This is a genomic window from Synechococcus sp. Nb3U1, assembly GCF_021533835.1.
Lineage (GTDB): Bacteria > Cyanobacteriota > Cyanobacteriia > Thermostichales > Thermostichaceae > Thermostichus.
Genome location: NZ_JAKFYQ010000001.1, coordinates 575355 through 591978, shown reverse-complemented (window position 1 = coordinate 591978; position 16624 = coordinate 575355). Strand labels below are relative to the sequence as shown.

Here is a 16624-nt window from a genome sequence, read left to right as displayed (position 1 = left end):
ACGCCTCCAAGCAATGGCACGGTCAGTGTTAATCCGCTAACTGGAGAGATTACCTACACTCCAAATCCCTCATTTACTGGTACAGACACTTTTGTTTACGAGGTTTGTGATAACGGTTCTACACCCCTCTGTGACACGGCTACTGTCACAGTGACGGTGGAATCAGTAGGGCCGACGCCTAGCCCAACCCCGGATCTAGGTACAGGTGGAATACGGCTGGTGAAGAGAATTACTGCCATCAACGGCAGTCCCATTCCTGGCTATGTAAACCTGCCAGAGGATCCCAATGATGAGCCGGGGATCCCTTGGCCAGGGGGAGCGGAATCCTTCTTACAGGGATCCATCAGCCAGGCGGTGCAATCCGGTTTGGGGGTTGAGTTCTCTATTTACTTTTTGTTGAATTCTCCTTCTGCAGCTCTTTCGGTGTGTGATCCTCATAGTGCCGGGGTTTAGCTATCTGCCGGGCAGCCTATCGATTAACTTTACAGGTCAACCTGTCAGCAACCTGAGTGATGCTCAGGATAGTGATGCAGGAGCTTTTATTCCACCCGGTTTGCCTGTGCCTGCTGAGTGTGGAGGGATCCCTAACTCCAATGGTATTGTGGTGGTCAACCTTGCTGGTGGAGCATCTGGGCTGATCCGATTTGAAGTCGTAACGTCAAACTAGAGAAAGGGCTATACCTGGTTTAGGCACTTTACAGCCTCTCCCAGCGCTCTGCGGAGCGGGACGGAGTTCTTTATCTACTATAGCTGATCCAGGTAAATTCCTTATCCAGCAAGAGTTTTCGCTGAGTCTTACACCCTGCGTTAAATCGGAAAAGGCTGTACGCTGCCGAGATAAGGCACAGCAGTGGACGGCTTAGGCTAACCTGAAAGCAATTTGATGTTGCCTTGGGTATCCTGATGTTGCAGCTTTCTTCTGCTGATTCCAGGTCTGTTTCAAAGACCGCAGTTCCTCAACCCAGTTATACCCGTCTGGCAATGCGCAATATGGTGCGCAAGGGTAAAACTTCCTTGATGCACTTTGCGCTCACGTCCGTTGGGCTAGCAGCAGTCTTGGTCGGGTTGGCCTACATATTTTTTCACTAACTTTCCGGATGCTACAACGGACGGAGGCGAGATTGTTTTCCTTATTACATTCGATGATTCTTCCTCAGCTTTTCCTCGGATTGGATGTTAACAAGGGGAAAATAGCCTCATAGCAAGGGATCCCTGTAGCCCTACTGTTGCCCTTTTATTTGCCTCCAGCCCTTTCGGTTTTGGCCTATGGAGACGTCACGAGATCCTACTTCCACTTGCTCAGGTATTCACCTGTTGTTGTTTGCCAAGAGCCGTCCCAGTGTTGCTGATCTGGCTGAGCAGCTACGTCAGCATATGCAAGGGTTAGCGGGTCAGTACCCCGCGCGGTTGGAGGTAGTATTGCTGGAGGAACAACCCTATCTGGCGGAGCACTACAAGCTGGTGGTTACCCCAGCCTTGGTAAAGGCTAAGCCCTTGCCTGCCCAGGTCTTGGTAGGAGGAGATTTGGCTATGCAACTGGAGGTATGGTGGCCCCGTTGGCAAGGACAAGCAGCTTTGGTTTCTAGCCAGGCGGGCCAGGCTCCCACCCAGGATCTCCAACAACAGCTTGAGGCGCTAAAGGTAGCCTATCAAGAGCAATTGCCCAGCAAGGTAGATCAGCTCATCTACTTATGGCAACAATATAGAGAGCAATCCTGTGATTTGACCCAATTCAAAGACTTTTACCGGGCTGCTCATACCTTGGCAGGCTCTAGTGGTATGTATGGCTTTGATGCCATTAGCAGTGCTGCTCAGCACCTAGAACTCCTTTGCAAACCCTGGATAGAAGCTGCAGATCTACCGGATCTCAATACCCTAGAAGCAATTGAACTGGGTTTAAGAGGACTCCAAGAGCAGCCCTTACAATCCTCTGATCGATTGGAAATTGGCCTATCAAAGCCTGACCCTATCTACTGGGTAATCCAAGCAGAACAGGATCCCTTGGATCTGGCCAATACTTTGGCTCACCAAGGTTATCAGGTGATGATCTGTTCTTCGCCAGCAGAGCTGCAGTCCCTCTTGCCCGCTCTAGCAGCCCCTCCCTCCTCAAACTTGGAGGGTCTTCTACCCCCTAGCGGGGAACAAGCTCACCCTATGGCCAATCGCGTGCTGGTGGTGGATGACGATGCCGATATCAATCGGTTGCTCTGCCAGTGGCTGCGAGCTTCCGGCTTTCAGGTGCAGGGGGTGGATAGCGGCGAAGGGGCTTTGGCCTACTTGCAAGCGGATCCCTCCGCCGATACCCCAACGTTTCTGCCCGACTTGGTCTTTTTGGATGTGCTGATGCCGGGGATCAGCGGCCTCGAAGTGCTGCGGCACATTCGTCAGCAACAGTGGGATATGGCGGTGATCATGACCACAGCCTTTGGCTCAGAGCAGGTAGCTATCGATGCCTTGCGACAGGGGGCAGACGACTATTTACGCAAACCCTTTGATCCGCAGGAGTTCCAGACGGTGTTACAACGTACCATCGCCCGCATAGAGCTACGTCGCCAAAATGCCGCTCTACGAAGACAACTGCAAATTGAATTGGCTCGCGCTGCTGAGATCCAACAGGAACTATTACCCCGCACCACACCGGAATTGCCAGGGTTTGATCTGGCAGCCCGTTGCCTGCCCGCCCGAGAGGTAGGGGGAGACTTTTATGACTGGCAAGTACCAGCTCCCGATTTGTTTAACCTTGTGTTGGGAGATGTGATGGGCAAGGGTTTACCCGCTGCTTTGATGATGGCAACGGTGCGGGCGGCAATCCGAGCACTAGCACGACAAACTTCCCCCTTAATTAACATTCAATATACTGCCAAAGCATTAGAGTCCGATTTAATTCGCTCCGAGAGCTTTGTTACTCTATTTCATGCTCAACTACATATCCCACAACGTCGACTCACCTTTGTGGATGGGGGGCATGGCCATGCCCTCATGTTGCGCCGAACGGGCCAAATTGAAGCACTACACCCCCGTGGAATGCCTCTAGGATCCTTTTTTGGAGATGCCTATGAGCAGGGGGAGATTTATTTTCATTCAGGGGATGCGCTGTTACTTTTTAGCGATGGATTATTGGAGGCCCGGCCTGATTTGTCAAAAGATCGTTCACCCCTGTTGAAGCCTTTCTTAGATTATGCTTCTGCAACAGAACTCATGGAATATACTCTTCATTTGGCACTTCAGGAATTTGCTGATCATCAAACGGATGACTTGACAGTGTTGGTTCTGCGCTGTCAAGCCTAAAGAGACTTTGGATCTGCTTTTGGATCTAGACAAGGATCGGCTCCCACTGGAAGGGTTAGGATCAAAAAAGCAAGCAAGCGAGTTGGACTGGGTGAACAAACGAAGCTGGATGGGAACAGCAAGCCTACTGGCTCTACTTAGTGGTCAGTGGGATGCAGCTTTGGCTTTGCCCCCGGCTGCTGAAATCCCAGAGGAAGTGTTGCGGGTACAACCCGATTTACGGGCTCGTTCACCCGTTGATAACCAGCCCCTGTCGCCTACGGAGATGCTAGCTTTACAGGAAGCTTTGGCTGCCCCAGATCCAGAGGGATCTGTCTCTCCAGAGGTGGAACAGTTAATCTTTCTACTGAAGCTGCGCAAAGGTTTTCGAGATGTGTTTCCTTTTTTGTTTTGATGCTCACTAAGTGCGGCCACGTTCAGCATCTTAAATCAACCTCAAATTAAAGTCTCAAACCAAAAGAGTGGAGATAGCCTAGCTAGCAGAAATGGATATCTCTAATCCGCTCCCCATAAGGTGACATGTAGCGAACTTCCCGTTCGACCAACTTGTTTAGCAAAACTTCCAAAGCATTAAGGTCTGCCTCTGTACAAGGGTAATTACGGAGAAGATGGTAGATGATAGCCTCTTGCTCTTGGGACAACACACCTGAATTTAATGCATCTTCAACAATAGCTGGGATAATCATGAAAAAACGAATTGAAACTATGATTACTTCACTATCGCTTTGAACAGAGAAACCCTGCCTCCGCTGATGTGCTGAAGTCCCTACGCCAATTGCAGAGGTACACCTGCTCAGTTGAGAAACCCGGCTAGCAGAATCACCACTGCCCCTATGGCTGCCAAGATCGCCAGCACCCGACCGGCATTGGGGCTACCTTTCCAGGAATAATTTTTCTCGGTTTTTTCGGGTTCTTCCGACATCATCCGTCCTCTACAGGGATCCTATCTCTTCATTTTACTTTAGAGTTTTAGGTACAGCTTCCCCCGATTTCTTGAGAAACCTGGGGCTAGTAGGATCCTTTTCCTGCAAGAGATTAGTCTGGATTAGCTTATGGGGTTAGCTGTATGTAATAGGTGTCGCTGGAAAAAGCTATAACTTGAGCCAAGGGATGTCATTACGTGCATAGTTCAATTTCAGGAACGACGCGGTTGCTCGGCTTAATCGGGGATCCGGTTGACCATAGTCTGTCTCCAGCCATGCATAATGCCGCTTTGGCTGCCCTAGGGGAGAACTACTGCTATGTACCCTTTCCGGTTGCTCCAGATCACTTGGCCGCTGCCGTTGCTGGGTTAGCCGCCATTGGAGTGCGAGGCTTTAACGTCACCATTCCCCATAAGCAGGCAATTTTACCCCTCTTACAGCAGGTCGATGCGCGGGCATCTGCTGTGGGTGCTGTCAATACGGTGTATCCCTTGCCGGGTGGGGGGTGGGCGGGCACAAATACGGATATCGATGGCTTTTTGCAGCCGCTCCTACCGCTGAAGCTGAAAGGGATCCCCACCCTTATCCTGGGATCCGGTGGGGCGGCGCGGGCGGTGATCCAGGGGTGCTTGGAACAGGGCCTGCAGCCGTTGCGAGTGGTAGGGCGTTCCCCCCAGAAGTTGGCAACCTTACAACAAACTTGGCCGCAGATCCAGGTTCTCACCTGGGCGGAGTTGGATTCCTGCTTGGCCCAAACCCAGTTGGTGATCAATACCACTCCGATAGGGATGCAAAAGGGGGAATTTGACGCCAAAAATACGGCCACTTCTCCTCTGAGCTGGGAGCAACTGCGTCTTCTGCCCACAGGCGCGATCGTCTACGACCTGATCTATGTGCCGGATCCCACCCTTCTGCTGCAGATGGCAGCCGATCTGGGTCATACCCCGATCACCGGCCTAGAAATGCTGATTCAACAGGGGGCCAAGGCTTTATCTCTGTGGCTGGGGGGAAAACCCGTGCCCGTAGCGATGATGCGACAGGCCGCTCAGCAACAGTTGGCTCAGTCTTAGTTGGGTGCGGAGTGAGCTACCTAGCGTAGTCTACCTCACACCCCCACCATCAGTGAAGGCTGGGATCCGTCCGGGATCCCTACTCATTTTGAGCCTTGTGGGAGGTCCGTTCCTGCAACTTCTGCATTTCCGAGCGTACATCCAAAGCAATTTGCAGTGCAGCATCCAAGAGTCGTCCTTGCTCACTGGCCTGCTCACTCACCCGTAACGCCGTCAGGGTGGCTAGGTTGCTGGCAAACAGTTCACTTTGGCTTTCGATGAAGGCTTGATTTTGCCGCAGAATCCGTTCTGTTTTCAGGGCCCGCACCAAATCTGCTCGGGTTAGTTTCAACCCCTCGATCACCTGGGCACGGTGGGTCAGTTGCACCGTCCCATTGCCCGCATCCTCCAGCTCATCGTTGATCTGAATCGCCTGAATCAAGGTGTTGTACCGATCCACCTCCTCCAGCAGGCTTAGCAGCAAGGGCATGCGGCGGCTATGGAAAATCCAGAAAGCCTGATGCAGGGCCGCCAGAGCCACGAAAATTCCCCATTCCCAAGCCAGGGATCCCCAGGTGACAGAGCGCAGACTGGGGACAAAGATCCGGCCCAAAAGGGTGAGCAGGGATCCATTCCAGGCCACCAGCCGACAGAGCAGATCCAGCACCAGCAGGAGGCGCAAGGGATCCCAGAAAGCCGCAAAACCGCGCAGCCAACCCCAAACCCCATAAACCCCATCAATAGAGCGAGGTCGGTACAGCCAACCAACCCGCACCTGAGTCAGGCTCTCCACTTGGGCTGAGGAAATGCGCAGCCCTTTCAAATCCGGTCGCATCGCCATCACAGTTCCTGACAGAATAGACAGTCACAGTTGGCAGCTTATCCACCAATCTAACCCTGTCCTCCCTTCAGGATCGGGCGGAGGGATCTCTTCCGTGCTGCGGAAGATGCCTGATAAGATGTGGGTCGCCGCCGGTGTGCTGAGCTTGGAGGAGATTGGGAATGGTAACCAGCCAACTGCGACAATTGAAGGCTCAGTTGATCCAAGCAGAAAACTTCGCCCCCTTTGGACAAGTGATCTGCCCGATTCCCGACCACAAGCCCTTCGATGGCCAAGATGCCCAGTTGTCTTTGAATCAGGGGCAGCCCCGCTTCTACATTATGCGCCTGCCTCGTCGCGGCCTTAAATTCACCCAGATCACCCATCATGCCCATTGCACTCAGTGTCTGGGATCCTTGAATGGCAAGGAATGGTTTGTTGGCGTTGCACCGCCCGCAGATGAGCTACATGTGGATCAGATCCAGGCGTTTCGGGTGCCAGGGGATCGCTTCATTAAGCTGGAAATGGGCACCTGGCACGCGGGCCCCTACTTCGACCACGAAGAGTTCATCGATTTTTACAATCTAGAGCTTTCCGACACCAACATCACCGATCATGAGACGGTGAACCTGCTACAGACCTATAACCTGGAGTTTCAGATTACCCCCTGAGGGGTTTGTGGGCTCGTTGGGGGATCCCTTTGAAATTGGCTCGACATCGGTTTTGAATGGTTTGAGCGGGTGCAGCTCCGACCGCCCCTCACTCTGGCGAACACGCTTCAACTATGCTTCAAAGAGGGATCTGATGCTGAAAATAGGCTGGTCTAGGATAGCGGTCAACCCCATGCCTGGGCGGCGCTTCTGGGCAGTGACCCTAAGGCCCCTGTGGATTTGCCTTGGCTTCCTCTGGGTGAGTTTGCTGGTTTGGATGGGATCCCCAGTTGCTCATGGCCAAGGTGCTCATCTGGCGGTGGTTCGGCTACCGGGGCAAAACTGGGTCAATATCGAGCGGCAACTGCAGCGCAGCGGCCTGACTTACCAGGTGATCGACCAGCTCAGCCCGGTGGGTTTGCAGGGGCGCAACACGGTCTTTTTGCCGAATGTGAACCGCCTCACGCCTGCTCAGGCCACGGCCCTGAGTGAGTGGATGCAACGGGATGGGGGACAACTGATCATTAGCGGCCCGTTGGAAATTCCCCCTGAGGCTCGGGATCCCTTGCGTAACTTAATTGGGGCCTACTGGAGTGGCGATATCCCGCTCGCCAGCCCGGTGCGCCTCACGGGGTTTGCCGGGGAATGGGCGCGCGGGGTTACGGCCAATGATGCCATCGCGGGGGGATCCCTATTGCCCACCAGCACCGAAAGCCGTCTCACCGCCGTTTGGGAAGGGGTAGGGGGAGATGCCTATGCAGTGATTGCCAGCCGTCAAAGTGTGTACCTGGGTTGGCGCTGGGGAGAATTTCCCGATGAGACGGCCCAGTTGGATCAGCAGTGGCTACAAGCGGCTCTCAGACGCGCCCAAGGGGGATCCGCCGCCCTAACAGATCTGCCTGTTGCTCCACCCCCTCTGCCGATTAACACCTTCGAGCTACTGGCCATGCGGCAAGAATTGGGGGGGTTATTGGGGCGAGTGGAGGGATCCCTGCTGCTCACCCAGGCCACCCAAGGCGGATCAGGTGCCACAGAGTACGAGCCCATTTTGGCGCGAGCCCGCGATGTCCTGCGACAACTGCCGGTCTGGGTGGAGGCGGGGCAATATACGCAAGCACGGCAGGCGTTTGAACAGGCGCGGGCCGATCTGTGGGCCAACTACCCGGTGGATCGACTGACTGCCTTGCCGGAGGTACGAGCGATTTGGCTGGATCGGGGCACCATTGTCGAGTCCCGCTCCGAAACGGGGTTGGCGCAGATTTTCGACCGGCTGGCGCAATCCGGCATCAACACCGTCTTTTTCGAGACGATGAATGCTGGGTTTGCCATTCATCCCAGTCGAGTTGCCCCCCAACAAAATCCCCTCACCCGGGGTTGGGATCCCTTGCGAGCAGCCGTGCGCCTGGCCCATGAGCGCGGCATGGAGTTGCACGCTTGGATTTGGATCTTTGCGGTGGGTAACATTCGGCACAACATCCTGCCGGAGATTAACCTACCCCAGGACTACATCGGCCCGGTGCTCACGGCTCATCCCGACTGGGCCAATAAGGACGACCGGGGTAACCTCTTCCCGCGTGGGCAGCCGGAAACCTGGCTGGATCCGGCCAACCCGCAGGTGCGTGCCTATCTGCTCGCCCTCACCCGTGAACTGGTGCAGGATTACCGTGTTGACGGCATCCATCTGGACTACATTCGCTATCCCTTTCAAAATGCCCCCAGCCGCAATGTGTTTGGTTTTGGCCGGGCAGCTCGACAAGGGTTTCAGCAGCTTTCCGGTGTCGATCCGCTGGAGTTGGATCCCCTATTGGATCGCTCCCTCTGGCAGTTGTGGACCCGCTACCGCACTCAGCAAGTCAACGAAGTGGTGGAGTCCATTGCCCGTACCGCCCGCTCCCTTAACCCCCGAGTGATCCTTTCGGCAGCCGTCTATGCCCTGCCCCAAAACGAGCGGCTACAAAAGCTGCAACAGGATTGGGAAGAGTGGATCCAAGCGGGGGAGCTAGATTTGTTGATCCCCCTCACCTATGCGGGCAATACGCGGCGTTTGGCCCAACTGGTGCAACCGAACCTGGAAATCGTCAGCCGCTCCTCGGCACTGTTTTTGCCCAGCCTCAACTTATTGAACCTGCCCGCGGTGGAATTTTTGGATCAAATGCAGGTGGTGCGAGATCTGCCCACCGGGGGGTTTGCCCTGTTTGCGGTGCGCCAGTTTACGCCTGAGTTGGAAGAAATCCTCAGCCGCTCGGCCATTGCCTCCACTCGCATTCCCCATCGGGATCCCTTTGGAACCGTTCAGGATCGCTTTCAAAGCCTGCGGCAGGAGTGGATGTTTTTGAGTGAGCAAGGGCAACTGCGGCTTTTGGAACCGGAACGCAGCCAATGGATGGAACAGATCGAACGGGTGGAGGGATCCCTGGCCGCTTTGGTGGCGGATCCCAACCTTGAAGTTCTGGCTGAGGCTCGCACGCAGCTCAGCCGCATGAGCGAAAACTTGAGCGCCTGGATGCGGGCGGAATCCTTGCAAAACCCCTACCGAGTCAGGATTTGGGGCAACCGTCTCACGGCCTTGGAAATGATGTTGCGCTACGGGGAACAAACGCTGCTGAGAACTTCAGCCGCCACTCCCTTACAGGGTTAGGCGTGCGACTCGCCTTGGCCCTGCCCGCTGCCCTCACCCGATTGAAAGGGGATCCCCAGCGGGTGTTGTGGGAATGGACAGCTGCATACCGGCCCAATAGGGATCAAAATCCGGCGGGAAACGGGTGCGCTGGTCAAAAAAGGCCCCCCCCAGATCCGTGAAGCGCAAATTGACGTGGCGCAAATCTGCGCCCCGCAGATCCGCCCCTTGCAAAACCGTTCCCTGTAACAGCGCTTCCTCAAGGCGAGATCCCCGCAAATTGGCCCCCCGCAAACAGGTCCTCCACAGCCGGGATCCCCGTAAATCTGCAAAGCGCAGATCCGCCCCCACCAGTTGGGCTGCATGCAGTTGGGTTTGGCGCAGATCTCCGAATTTCAAGTCGGCCAAACTGAGATCTCCCCCCATCAGGCTGGCCTGGGCCAATCTGGCCCGACAAAGCAAGGCTTGCCGCAACCGCACATGCCAAAGGCGGGCCGACCGCAGATCCCCACGCGATAGATCGATGCCATCAAAATCCCGTTGGCCTGCCGCATACCGTTCTAGCAGCTCTCCGACAGTGGCCACCTGTTTCATCTTGTCCGCCCACCCCCACATCCCCAAGTGTAGAGCCCCGTTGGAAAATCGCACCTCCCCTCCAGCGGAAATGGAGCAAGAACTGGGGGCAATCTCGACCCCTCGTCTTCTCAACAGGCTTGATAGCCTAGAGGAAGCAAAACGTGGATACCTATGTCAGATACTCCTGCGGTCTCGGTACAACGGCTACAAAAACGCTACGGATCCACGCTGGCCGTGGCGGAGGTGTCTTTCCAGGTGGAACCCGGTCAAATCTACGGCGTTCTCGGCCCCAACGGGGCGGGCAAAACCACTACCCTGCACTGCATTTGTACCCTTCTACGCCCGGATGCCGGCCAGGTGGAGGTGTGCGGGATCCCAGTGCAGCAGAATCCCAAAGCGGTTCGAGAAAAATTGGGATTTGTCGCCCAGGAAGTGGCCTTGGATAAGGTGCTGACGGGCAGAGAGCTGTTGCAGCTCCAAGCGGATATCTACCACATGCCCCGCCCCTTAGCCCAAAAGCGGATCGCCACAGTGTTGCAGTTGTTGGGCCTGACGGATCGGGCGGAGGAGCGCATCGGCACCTATTCTGGGGGGTTGCGCAAACGGCTGGATCTGGCGGCAGGTTTACTGCATCGACCGCAGGTGCTGGTGTTGGATGAGCCGACGGTGGGCCTGGATATCCAGAGCCGACTGGTCATCTGGGACTTCTTGCGCCAACTGAAGGGTATGGGCATCACGGTGCTGCTTAGCAGCCACTACCTGGAGGAGATCGACCTGCTGGCGGATCGGGTGGCCATTATCGACCGGGGCAGCGTGATCGCCGAAGGCACCCCCGAGGAGTTGAAAGCACGGGTGGGGGGAGAGCGCATCACCCTCAAGCTGCAGGAATTTGCCCCCAAGGAGCTGGCCGAACGGGGGGCCGAGTTGTTGGGATCCCTGCCCTTTGTACAGCAGGTGTTGATCAACAGTGCCCAGGGCAATGCCTTGAACCTGGTGGTGCAGAGCCATGGGGAGGCGGATCCCTTGGGTCAAATTCGCAGCCATTTGCAAACCCACGGGCTAGAGCTGTTCAGCAGCGCCCAATCCCGCCCCAGCCTGGATGATGTGTACTTGGCAGCAACCGGCCAAACCCTTCTGGATGCCGAGCTAGCCGCCGCCGAAGCCAACCCTGGCAAACAGAAAAAGTAACCAAAAAATAACCGCATCTCCCAACGATATTGACAACTTTGCAGGAGCTTTCGTATGACTTCTACTGCTTCCCAGGTTCAACCCAGCCGGATCCCATTCTTTACCGCCAACTTTTGGCAGGAGACCTTTGCCCTTACCCGCCGCTGGTTTATTCAACTGAAGCGCCGACCCACCACTCTTTTGGTCGGGATTATTCAGCCGTTGCTGTGGCTAATTTTGTTTGGCGCTTTGTTTCAGAATGCGCCTGCGGGCATTTTCGGGGCGGGGCAAAACTACACCCAGTTTTTGGGGGCGGGGGTGATTGTGTTCACGGCTTTTGGTGGAGCCTTGAATGCGGGAGTGCCGGTGATTTTTGATCGGGAATTTGGCTTTTTAAATCGGCTGTTGGTGGCTCCCCTCACCTCCCGTTTCTCGATCGTCTTAGCCTCTAGCCTGTTCATTGTCAGCTTGGCCTTGGTGCAAACGGCGGTGATTGTGGGGGCCGATTATGCCTTTGGCGCCGGCATCCCGAATGGGCCGGGGCTGGCGGTGGTGGCCCTGATTGTCGGCTTGCTGGTATTGGGTTTTACGGCCCTGAGCTTGGGTTTGGCCTTTGCCATGCCGGGGCATCAGCAACTGTTGGCCCTGATCTTTTTGCTGAATTTGCCCCTGATTTTCTCCAGTACCGCCTTGGCTCCCTTGAGTTTTATGCCCCCTTGGTTGCGTTGGGTAGCTAGCCTCAATCCCCTCACCTTTGCCATCGAACCAATTCGCCATCTTTATCGCAGCAATGACTGGAGCTTTGGTGATGTCGTCCTACAGGCCCCTTGGGGAGATCTCACTCTAGCGGGATCCCTGGGTCTACTGGCCGGATTTGTGGTGGTGTCGGTGATGCTGGTGCAGCGGGTGTTGCGCAGGGGCTTGGCTTGACCCACTGGATTAGATCCACTTAGATCCATTAGATCCACAGATCCACTTGGATCCGATCTACAGAAATGGGATCCCACCTCAAATCGCAGGCTTGGGATCCCGTTTCTAGGATTCTAGAGTGTGAATAGAGCTAGGCGGCTTGTCCTTGCATATCCTGCAAAGAGCGGAACAAGAGCACCGTAAAGATGTTAAGGATGGGCACAATCGCCGTGGTGACAGCCCCCACGACCACAGCCACCAACAGCCCAAAGTTCAGGGCAGCCGCAATTCCCCCCACAATCAACGACAAAATCAGGATCGGGATGCCAAAAATGAGGCCCAGAGCCAAAAAGGCCCAAAATACCCCCCACCAGCGACCTTTCACCAAGTTCCAGCTGTAGCCCAATCCTTCCGTTGCCCCTTGGCCTTCTAAGGCGATGGCACAAATTAGAAAAGCCAGCCTGACCCCCAAATAAATGCCAGGGATCACCAGCAGTAGCGAACCCCCGAAGACAATCAACAACAGCAGAACACTGCCCAACACCAAAGGCACTGCTTTGGAGATCGCCTGATCGAGGCTATTTCCCAGCACGGGAGATTGTTGCTTCAGGTGCTGATCCACCAGTACAAGGGCTGCTCCACCTAGGATGGGCGCACCGACCACCACATAGGCCAGATTGAGCAATCCCCCCACAATGGGAACAAGTTCCCCAATAATCGGGATGAAAAAACTGGGGGAGGCCAGAATCAGCAGAGGGGTATAGATGGGGTTGAGCAGTTGAAGCGACCGCTGCAGGAGCGGGATCGGGCTAAGCGTGGCAGTTTGCATGGCAGAGGGATCCTCGCGAGGAACAGGTCCACCCTTTTCATATCACGGGAACCTCTTCTCATTTCTGTGGATTGTCTGTGAATTGACCTATGGAAACAGGCCCCTCCCCTATCGACAGGTATGAATTCACCTGGGGCAAAGCTGGGTCGGGGCCATTCTCTCTTGCTGAGAAGTCTTCTATTTCAAGCCCGTCCAGCCTGCAAAACCCACTCAGCTGCCTGTTCGCCGCTGCGCAGGGATCCCTCGATGCTGCTTTGGTGGGTGTATTCTCCGGCCCAAAGCAGACCCTGGATGCCACTGTCAGTTGCGGGCAAGTGTTCCTGAAACCCCGGCGGCTGCCCAAACTGGGCAAAGGGGATCCGATACACCCGCAACACCTGCAATTGTTCCAACGGGGCCTTGGGGAAGTAGGCACGCAATTCTGCTCGACAGATTTGAGCCAAATCTGCATCGCTCAGGGGTGGATCCCCCAGCAGCACCAAAGAATAAAGGTGTTGACCGGCGGGGGCCAACTCCGAGCTGATGTGGGTCAGTTGCACCCAGTGGTTGAGCCATCCCCGACCACTGGCGTTGAGGTGAAGGTAGCCGCCACGGGTGAGGGAAAAAGGGGCACTGCAATACAGGCAGGTTACAGAACGAGCTTGGGTGGGAATGGGAACAAGTGTCTGCTCCAACCCATGAGCCGAATGATCCGATAGATCCTTGAGAAGGGTTTGTTGCCAGATCCGAGCTTGGCAGGCATCGGTGGCACAGATCACCCAGTCGGCGGCAATTTCTTCCCCGTCGTAGGTGCGGATCCCGCGCACTTGCCCCTGCTCCACCAGAATCTGCTTTACCTCCGTGTGGTAGCGAATTTGCTCAGGGGGAAGGTGGCGGGCCAGTTGTCGCGCTATTGCACCCATACCTAGGGCGGGGGTAACGATGGATCCTTCGGCCATCATCTTGAAATAGAACGCGAAGAGGCGGGCGCTACTGCTCAGGTCGGGATCCAAGAGAATCCCCCGGTAAAACGGGGCAAAAAAATGGCTACAGATCGCTTTGGAAAAACCGTAGTGCTCAAGAAACGCCTGGATCGAGGTATCTGGCCCCCCCAAGCCTGCCTGGAAAACTTGCTCTGGGGTACGTTGGGCCAGTTGAGCCCGCAGTTGCAGGATTTTAAACTTATCCAGCGGTGTTGCCAGCGGATTGAGCAAAGACGGGATCCCACTGGAGATATCCCGCAAGGGATCCCCCAACAAAAAAGCCTTGCCAGGCTGGGCCAAGACAGCCCCTGGCCGGTAGTGACGCAGGTTCAGATCTTGCAGATTGAAGTGCCGTTGCACCCCTGGGTAGGCGGTGAACAACACCTGAAAGCCCCGATCCAGCCGAAACCCCTCTACCACATCGGTTCGTACCCGTCCGCCAGGGCCGTCACTTTTCTCCAGCAACAGCACATCCCTCCAACCCCTCTGTTTCAGCACCTTGCCACAGGTAAGGCCCGCCAACCCGGCACCGATGATCACCACTTTGCCCATGCCCTACCGGGATCCCCCTTGTGTTGAGATCGAACTTGTTTTGTCTGGCTGGATCCCATCACGGCTGATCCGCGTTGCTGGGTTCAACCGAGACATCTGGCTCCAACTCTGGCTCCCAAATCCGAATCGAGCCATCAACGCTGCCACTGTAGAGGGTTTGTCCATCGGGGCTAAAGAGGAGAGCACTCACCGTCCAAGTATGGCCGCTCAGGGTACGCAACAGTTCTCCCGTGCGCCGATCCCAAAGTTTGATCTCTTGGGCGCGGTGATCGGTGCCACTGGCGAGCAGGCGACCATCGGGGCTAAGGGTGAGGGTGGCCAGGCTGGCGAAATTTTGCGGTAGGGTGCGTTCGAGGGCCCCGCTGTCCAGGTTCCAGATCGAGATGCCGTTGGCGCTGCCACTGAACAAATAGCGGCCATCTTGACTGAAGAGCACCTGCTCGACGGGGTAGTCGGCCTCTAGGGTTTCTAGCAACTCTCCACTGTTCGGATCCCAGAGATGGATGGTGGGATCGGCATTGGCAACCGCCAGCAGTAGAGGCAGGGAGGCCGACGGGATCCCTTCTTCGCCGGCCTCACTGAGGCTAGCCACACGGGTGGGTGGGGTACGGCCCGGGCCAAAGGTCACTGAAGTGACGCCGGTTTCTGCCTCACTCTCATGGGCAGTGGCATCGATGGTGCGGAACAACTGGCCACTGTCGGCCTGCCAAAGGCGGATGGTGCGGTCGGCACTGCCACTAGCGATCCAGCGACTATCTGGGCTGATGGCAACACTGTTGATCAACTCTGTGTGCCCCTGCAATTGCAGCCGCTCGTTCAGGGTGTCCAAATCCCAAAGGCGCACGGTTCGATCCGCCCCTGCACTCGCCAAGAAAGTCCCATCCGGGCTGATGGCCAGAGTTTCAACCGACCCCTCGTGGCCCACTAAGGTCTCTAGGCGCTCTCCTGTAGGCGGATCCCAGAGTTTAACCAGGCCGTCATCACCCCCGGAGGCGAGTAGGGTTCCATCCGGGCTAATGGCCAGAGCGGTAATGGCAGCGGGCCCCTCTAGGGTGGCTTGTAACCGTAGAGCCTTGGCCCAACGCACTGGGTTCAAAGCCACGGGATTCGAAGCAGGGGAAGGGATCCGAAGCGAGGGATCCCCAGAGGCAACTGAACTGAGGGTAGAAGCTTCCTGCTCTGGAGAGGTTTGCAGATTTAGGACGGGGAAAGAGCCAAAGCCTGACCGGATCTGCCATAGCCCTCCCAACGCGAGCACCCCTGAGGCTGCCAGGACTCCCCCCAACCATGCGGGTGGAACCTGAAGCCGCGCCCGCAAAGAGGGTCGAGAACGTGGTGGGGTGGTCGGTTCCTGCAAGGAATCCCAAGCCACCGGAGCAGGATTGGGCAATATTTCGGTGTTGGCGGTGGAGAGAACCAATTCTGGCAAAGCCTGTAGCGCTTCGAGAGCTTCTACCGCCGAAGGGAACCGTTGCCGCCAGTCGTAACAGACCATGCGATCCAGAAAGGCGGTGAACGGGGCACTGGTCGAGGCCAGATCGTGCCAGCGCAGTTCGCCGGTCAAGGGATCGTGAAAGACCTTCTGGGGTGGGATTCCAGACAGGGCTTGCAACGCGATCAACCCCAAAGCATAGAGATCACTGCTCAAGCGCGGATTTCCCCCCAACTGCTCGCTGGGTATATAGCCAGGGGATCCGATGCCGATGGTGTAGTCGCTAGAACCCTGAGCAGGTTCAGTTTGGGCCAGAGGGCTTAGGGTTATTTGCTTGACAGCGCCAAAGTCGATCAGAACCAGTTGCCCATCCGTCTGTCGGCGGATCAGGTTGGTGGGCTTGAGATCGCGGTGGATCACCCCCTGCTGGTGCACAAAAGCCAAAGTTTGCAAAACATCCTCCAGCAGCGCCCGCACCTCGGCTTCTGGCCAAGGGGATCCGTTCTGTAAGGCTTGCTCCAGGGTTTCTCCCTCGATCCACTCCTCCACCAGGTAAAACTCCGCCCCCTCCTCAAAGTAGGCCAGCAGGCGGGGGATGCGATCATGGGATCCCAACTGTTCGAGGATCTCAGCTTCCCGCTGAAACAGGCGCCGGGCTACCGCCAGGGCTTCCGGATCGCTAGAACGGGGCTGGAGATGCTTCACCACCACCCAGGGCTGTCCGGGGCGATGGCTATCTTGGGCCAGATAGGTTTGCCCGAAGCCGCCGGATCCCAGCTTTTGGTTCAGCCGATAGCGGCCACCGAGGGTTTGTCCCTCCATAAGAACTCCAGTCGAATGTGGCCCCATC

At 56.2% G+C, this 16624-nt stretch carries 15 protein-coding genes; 9 read left to right on the top strand and 6 right to left on the bottom strand.

Annotation, left to right across the window (positions count from 1 at the left end; translation table 11 throughout):
• The 4 genes from L1047_RS02740 to L1047_RS02725 form a co-directional block, all read left to right on the top strand.
• On the top strand, positions 1–453 hold a 453-nt coding region (locus L1047_RS02740), incomplete at its 5' end, for an Ig-like domain-containing protein (protein WP_235277206.1).
• 450 nt (positions 454–903) lie between these two features.
• Positions 904–1089 (top strand): DUF3285 domain-containing protein, encoded by a 186-nt coding sequence (locus L1047_RS02735; RefSeq protein WP_235277204.1) that lies wholly within the window; start codon positions 904–906, stop codon positions 1087–1089.
• 177 nt (positions 1090–1266) lie between these two features.
• Positions 1267–3288, top strand: a complete 2022-nt coding sequence (locus L1047_RS02730) for a SpoIIE family protein phosphatase (RefSeq protein WP_235277203.1) — start codon at positions 1267–1269, stop codon at positions 3286–3288.
• A gap of 109 nt (positions 3289–3397) precedes the next feature.
• Positions 3398–3682: a hypothetical protein gene (locus L1047_RS02725; RefSeq protein WP_235277201.1), complete on the top strand. Its 285-nt coding sequence runs from the start codon at positions 3398–3400 to the stop codon at positions 3680–3682.
• Positions 3683–4081: 399 nt separating this feature from the next.
• Here the strand turns inward: L1047_RS02725 and L1047_RS16480 are convergent, their stop codons facing one another.
• Positions 4082–4213, bottom strand: a complete 132-nt coding sequence (locus L1047_RS16480; RefSeq protein WP_268836088.1) for a hypothetical protein — start codon at positions 4211–4213, stop codon at positions 4082–4084.
• A 195-nt stretch (positions 4214–4408) separates the two neighbouring features.
• Here L1047_RS16480 and L1047_RS02720 point away from each other — a divergent pair, with 195 nt between their 5' ends.
• The gene (locus tag L1047_RS02720) at positions 4409–5281 is read left to right on the top strand and encodes a shikimate dehydrogenase (protein WP_235277200.1); all 873 of its coding nucleotides are present in this window, start codon (positions 4409–4411) and stop codon (positions 5279–5281) included.
• A 79-nt stretch (positions 5282–5360) separates the two neighbouring features.
• Here the strand turns inward: L1047_RS02720 and L1047_RS02715 are convergent, their stop codons facing one another.
• Positions 5361–6101 carry a hypothetical protein gene (locus L1047_RS02715; protein ID WP_235277199.1) on the bottom strand — a complete coding sequence of 247 codons (741 nt, stop codon included), beginning with the start codon at positions 6099–6101 and terminating at the stop codon, positions 5361–5363.
• 161 nt (positions 6102–6262) lie between these two features.
• Between L1047_RS02715 and L1047_RS02710 the strand changes: the two genes are divergently transcribed.
• Both L1047_RS02710 and L1047_RS02705 read left to right on the top strand, forming a co-directional pair.
• Positions 6263–6751, top strand: coding sequence for an ureidoglycolate lyase (locus tag L1047_RS02710; protein ID WP_235277198.1), 489 nt, complete (start codon positions 6263–6265; stop codon positions 6749–6751).
• A 172-nt stretch (positions 6752–6923) separates the two neighbouring features.
• Positions 6924–9368 (top strand): glycoside hydrolase family 10 protein, encoded by a 2445-nt coding sequence (locus tag L1047_RS02705; protein WP_235277197.1) that lies wholly within the window; start codon positions 6924–6926, stop codon positions 9366–9368.
• 33 nt (positions 9369–9401) lie between these two features.
• On the opposite strand, the gene L1047_RS02700 is transcribed toward L1047_RS02705, so the two are convergent.
• A complete protein-coding gene (locus L1047_RS02700; protein WP_235277196.1) occupies positions 9402–9995 on the bottom strand; it encodes a pentapeptide repeat-containing protein in 594 nt (197 codons plus the stop codon).
• A 99-nt stretch (positions 9996–10094) separates the two neighbouring features.
• Here L1047_RS02700 and L1047_RS02695 point away from each other — a divergent pair, with 99 nt between their 5' ends.
• A complete protein-coding gene (locus L1047_RS02695) occupies positions 10095–11111 on the top strand; it encodes an ABC transporter ATP-binding protein (RefSeq protein ID WP_235277194.1) in 1017 nt (338 codons plus the stop codon).
• Positions 11112–11165: 54 nt separating this feature from the next.
• The gene (locus L1047_RS02690; RefSeq protein ID WP_235277193.1) at positions 11166–12020 is read left to right on the top strand and encodes an ABC transporter permease; all 855 of its coding nucleotides are present in this window, start codon (positions 11166–11168) and stop codon (positions 12018–12020) included.
• 130 nt (positions 12021–12150) lie between these two features.
• On the opposite strand, the gene L1047_RS02685 is transcribed toward L1047_RS02690, so the two are convergent.
• From L1047_RS02685 to L1047_RS02675, 3 genes are all read right to left on the bottom strand, one after another.
• Entirely contained in the window at positions 12151–12828 is a 678-nt protein-coding gene (locus L1047_RS02685) for a hypothetical protein (RefSeq protein WP_235277191.1), read from the bottom strand.
• A 182-nt stretch (positions 12829–13010) separates the two neighbouring features.
• Positions 13011–14342: an NAD(P)/FAD-dependent oxidoreductase gene (locus tag L1047_RS02680; protein ID WP_235277189.1), complete on the bottom strand. Its 1332-nt coding sequence runs from the start codon at positions 14340–14342 to the stop codon at positions 13011–13013.
• Positions 14343–14400: 58 nt separating this feature from the next.
• Complete coding sequence (locus tag L1047_RS02675) at positions 14401–16596, bottom strand: serine/threonine-protein kinase (protein WP_235277187.1); 2196 nt, start codon at positions 16594–16596, stop codon at positions 14401–14403.
• Positions 16597–16624 lie beyond the last annotated feature (28 nt).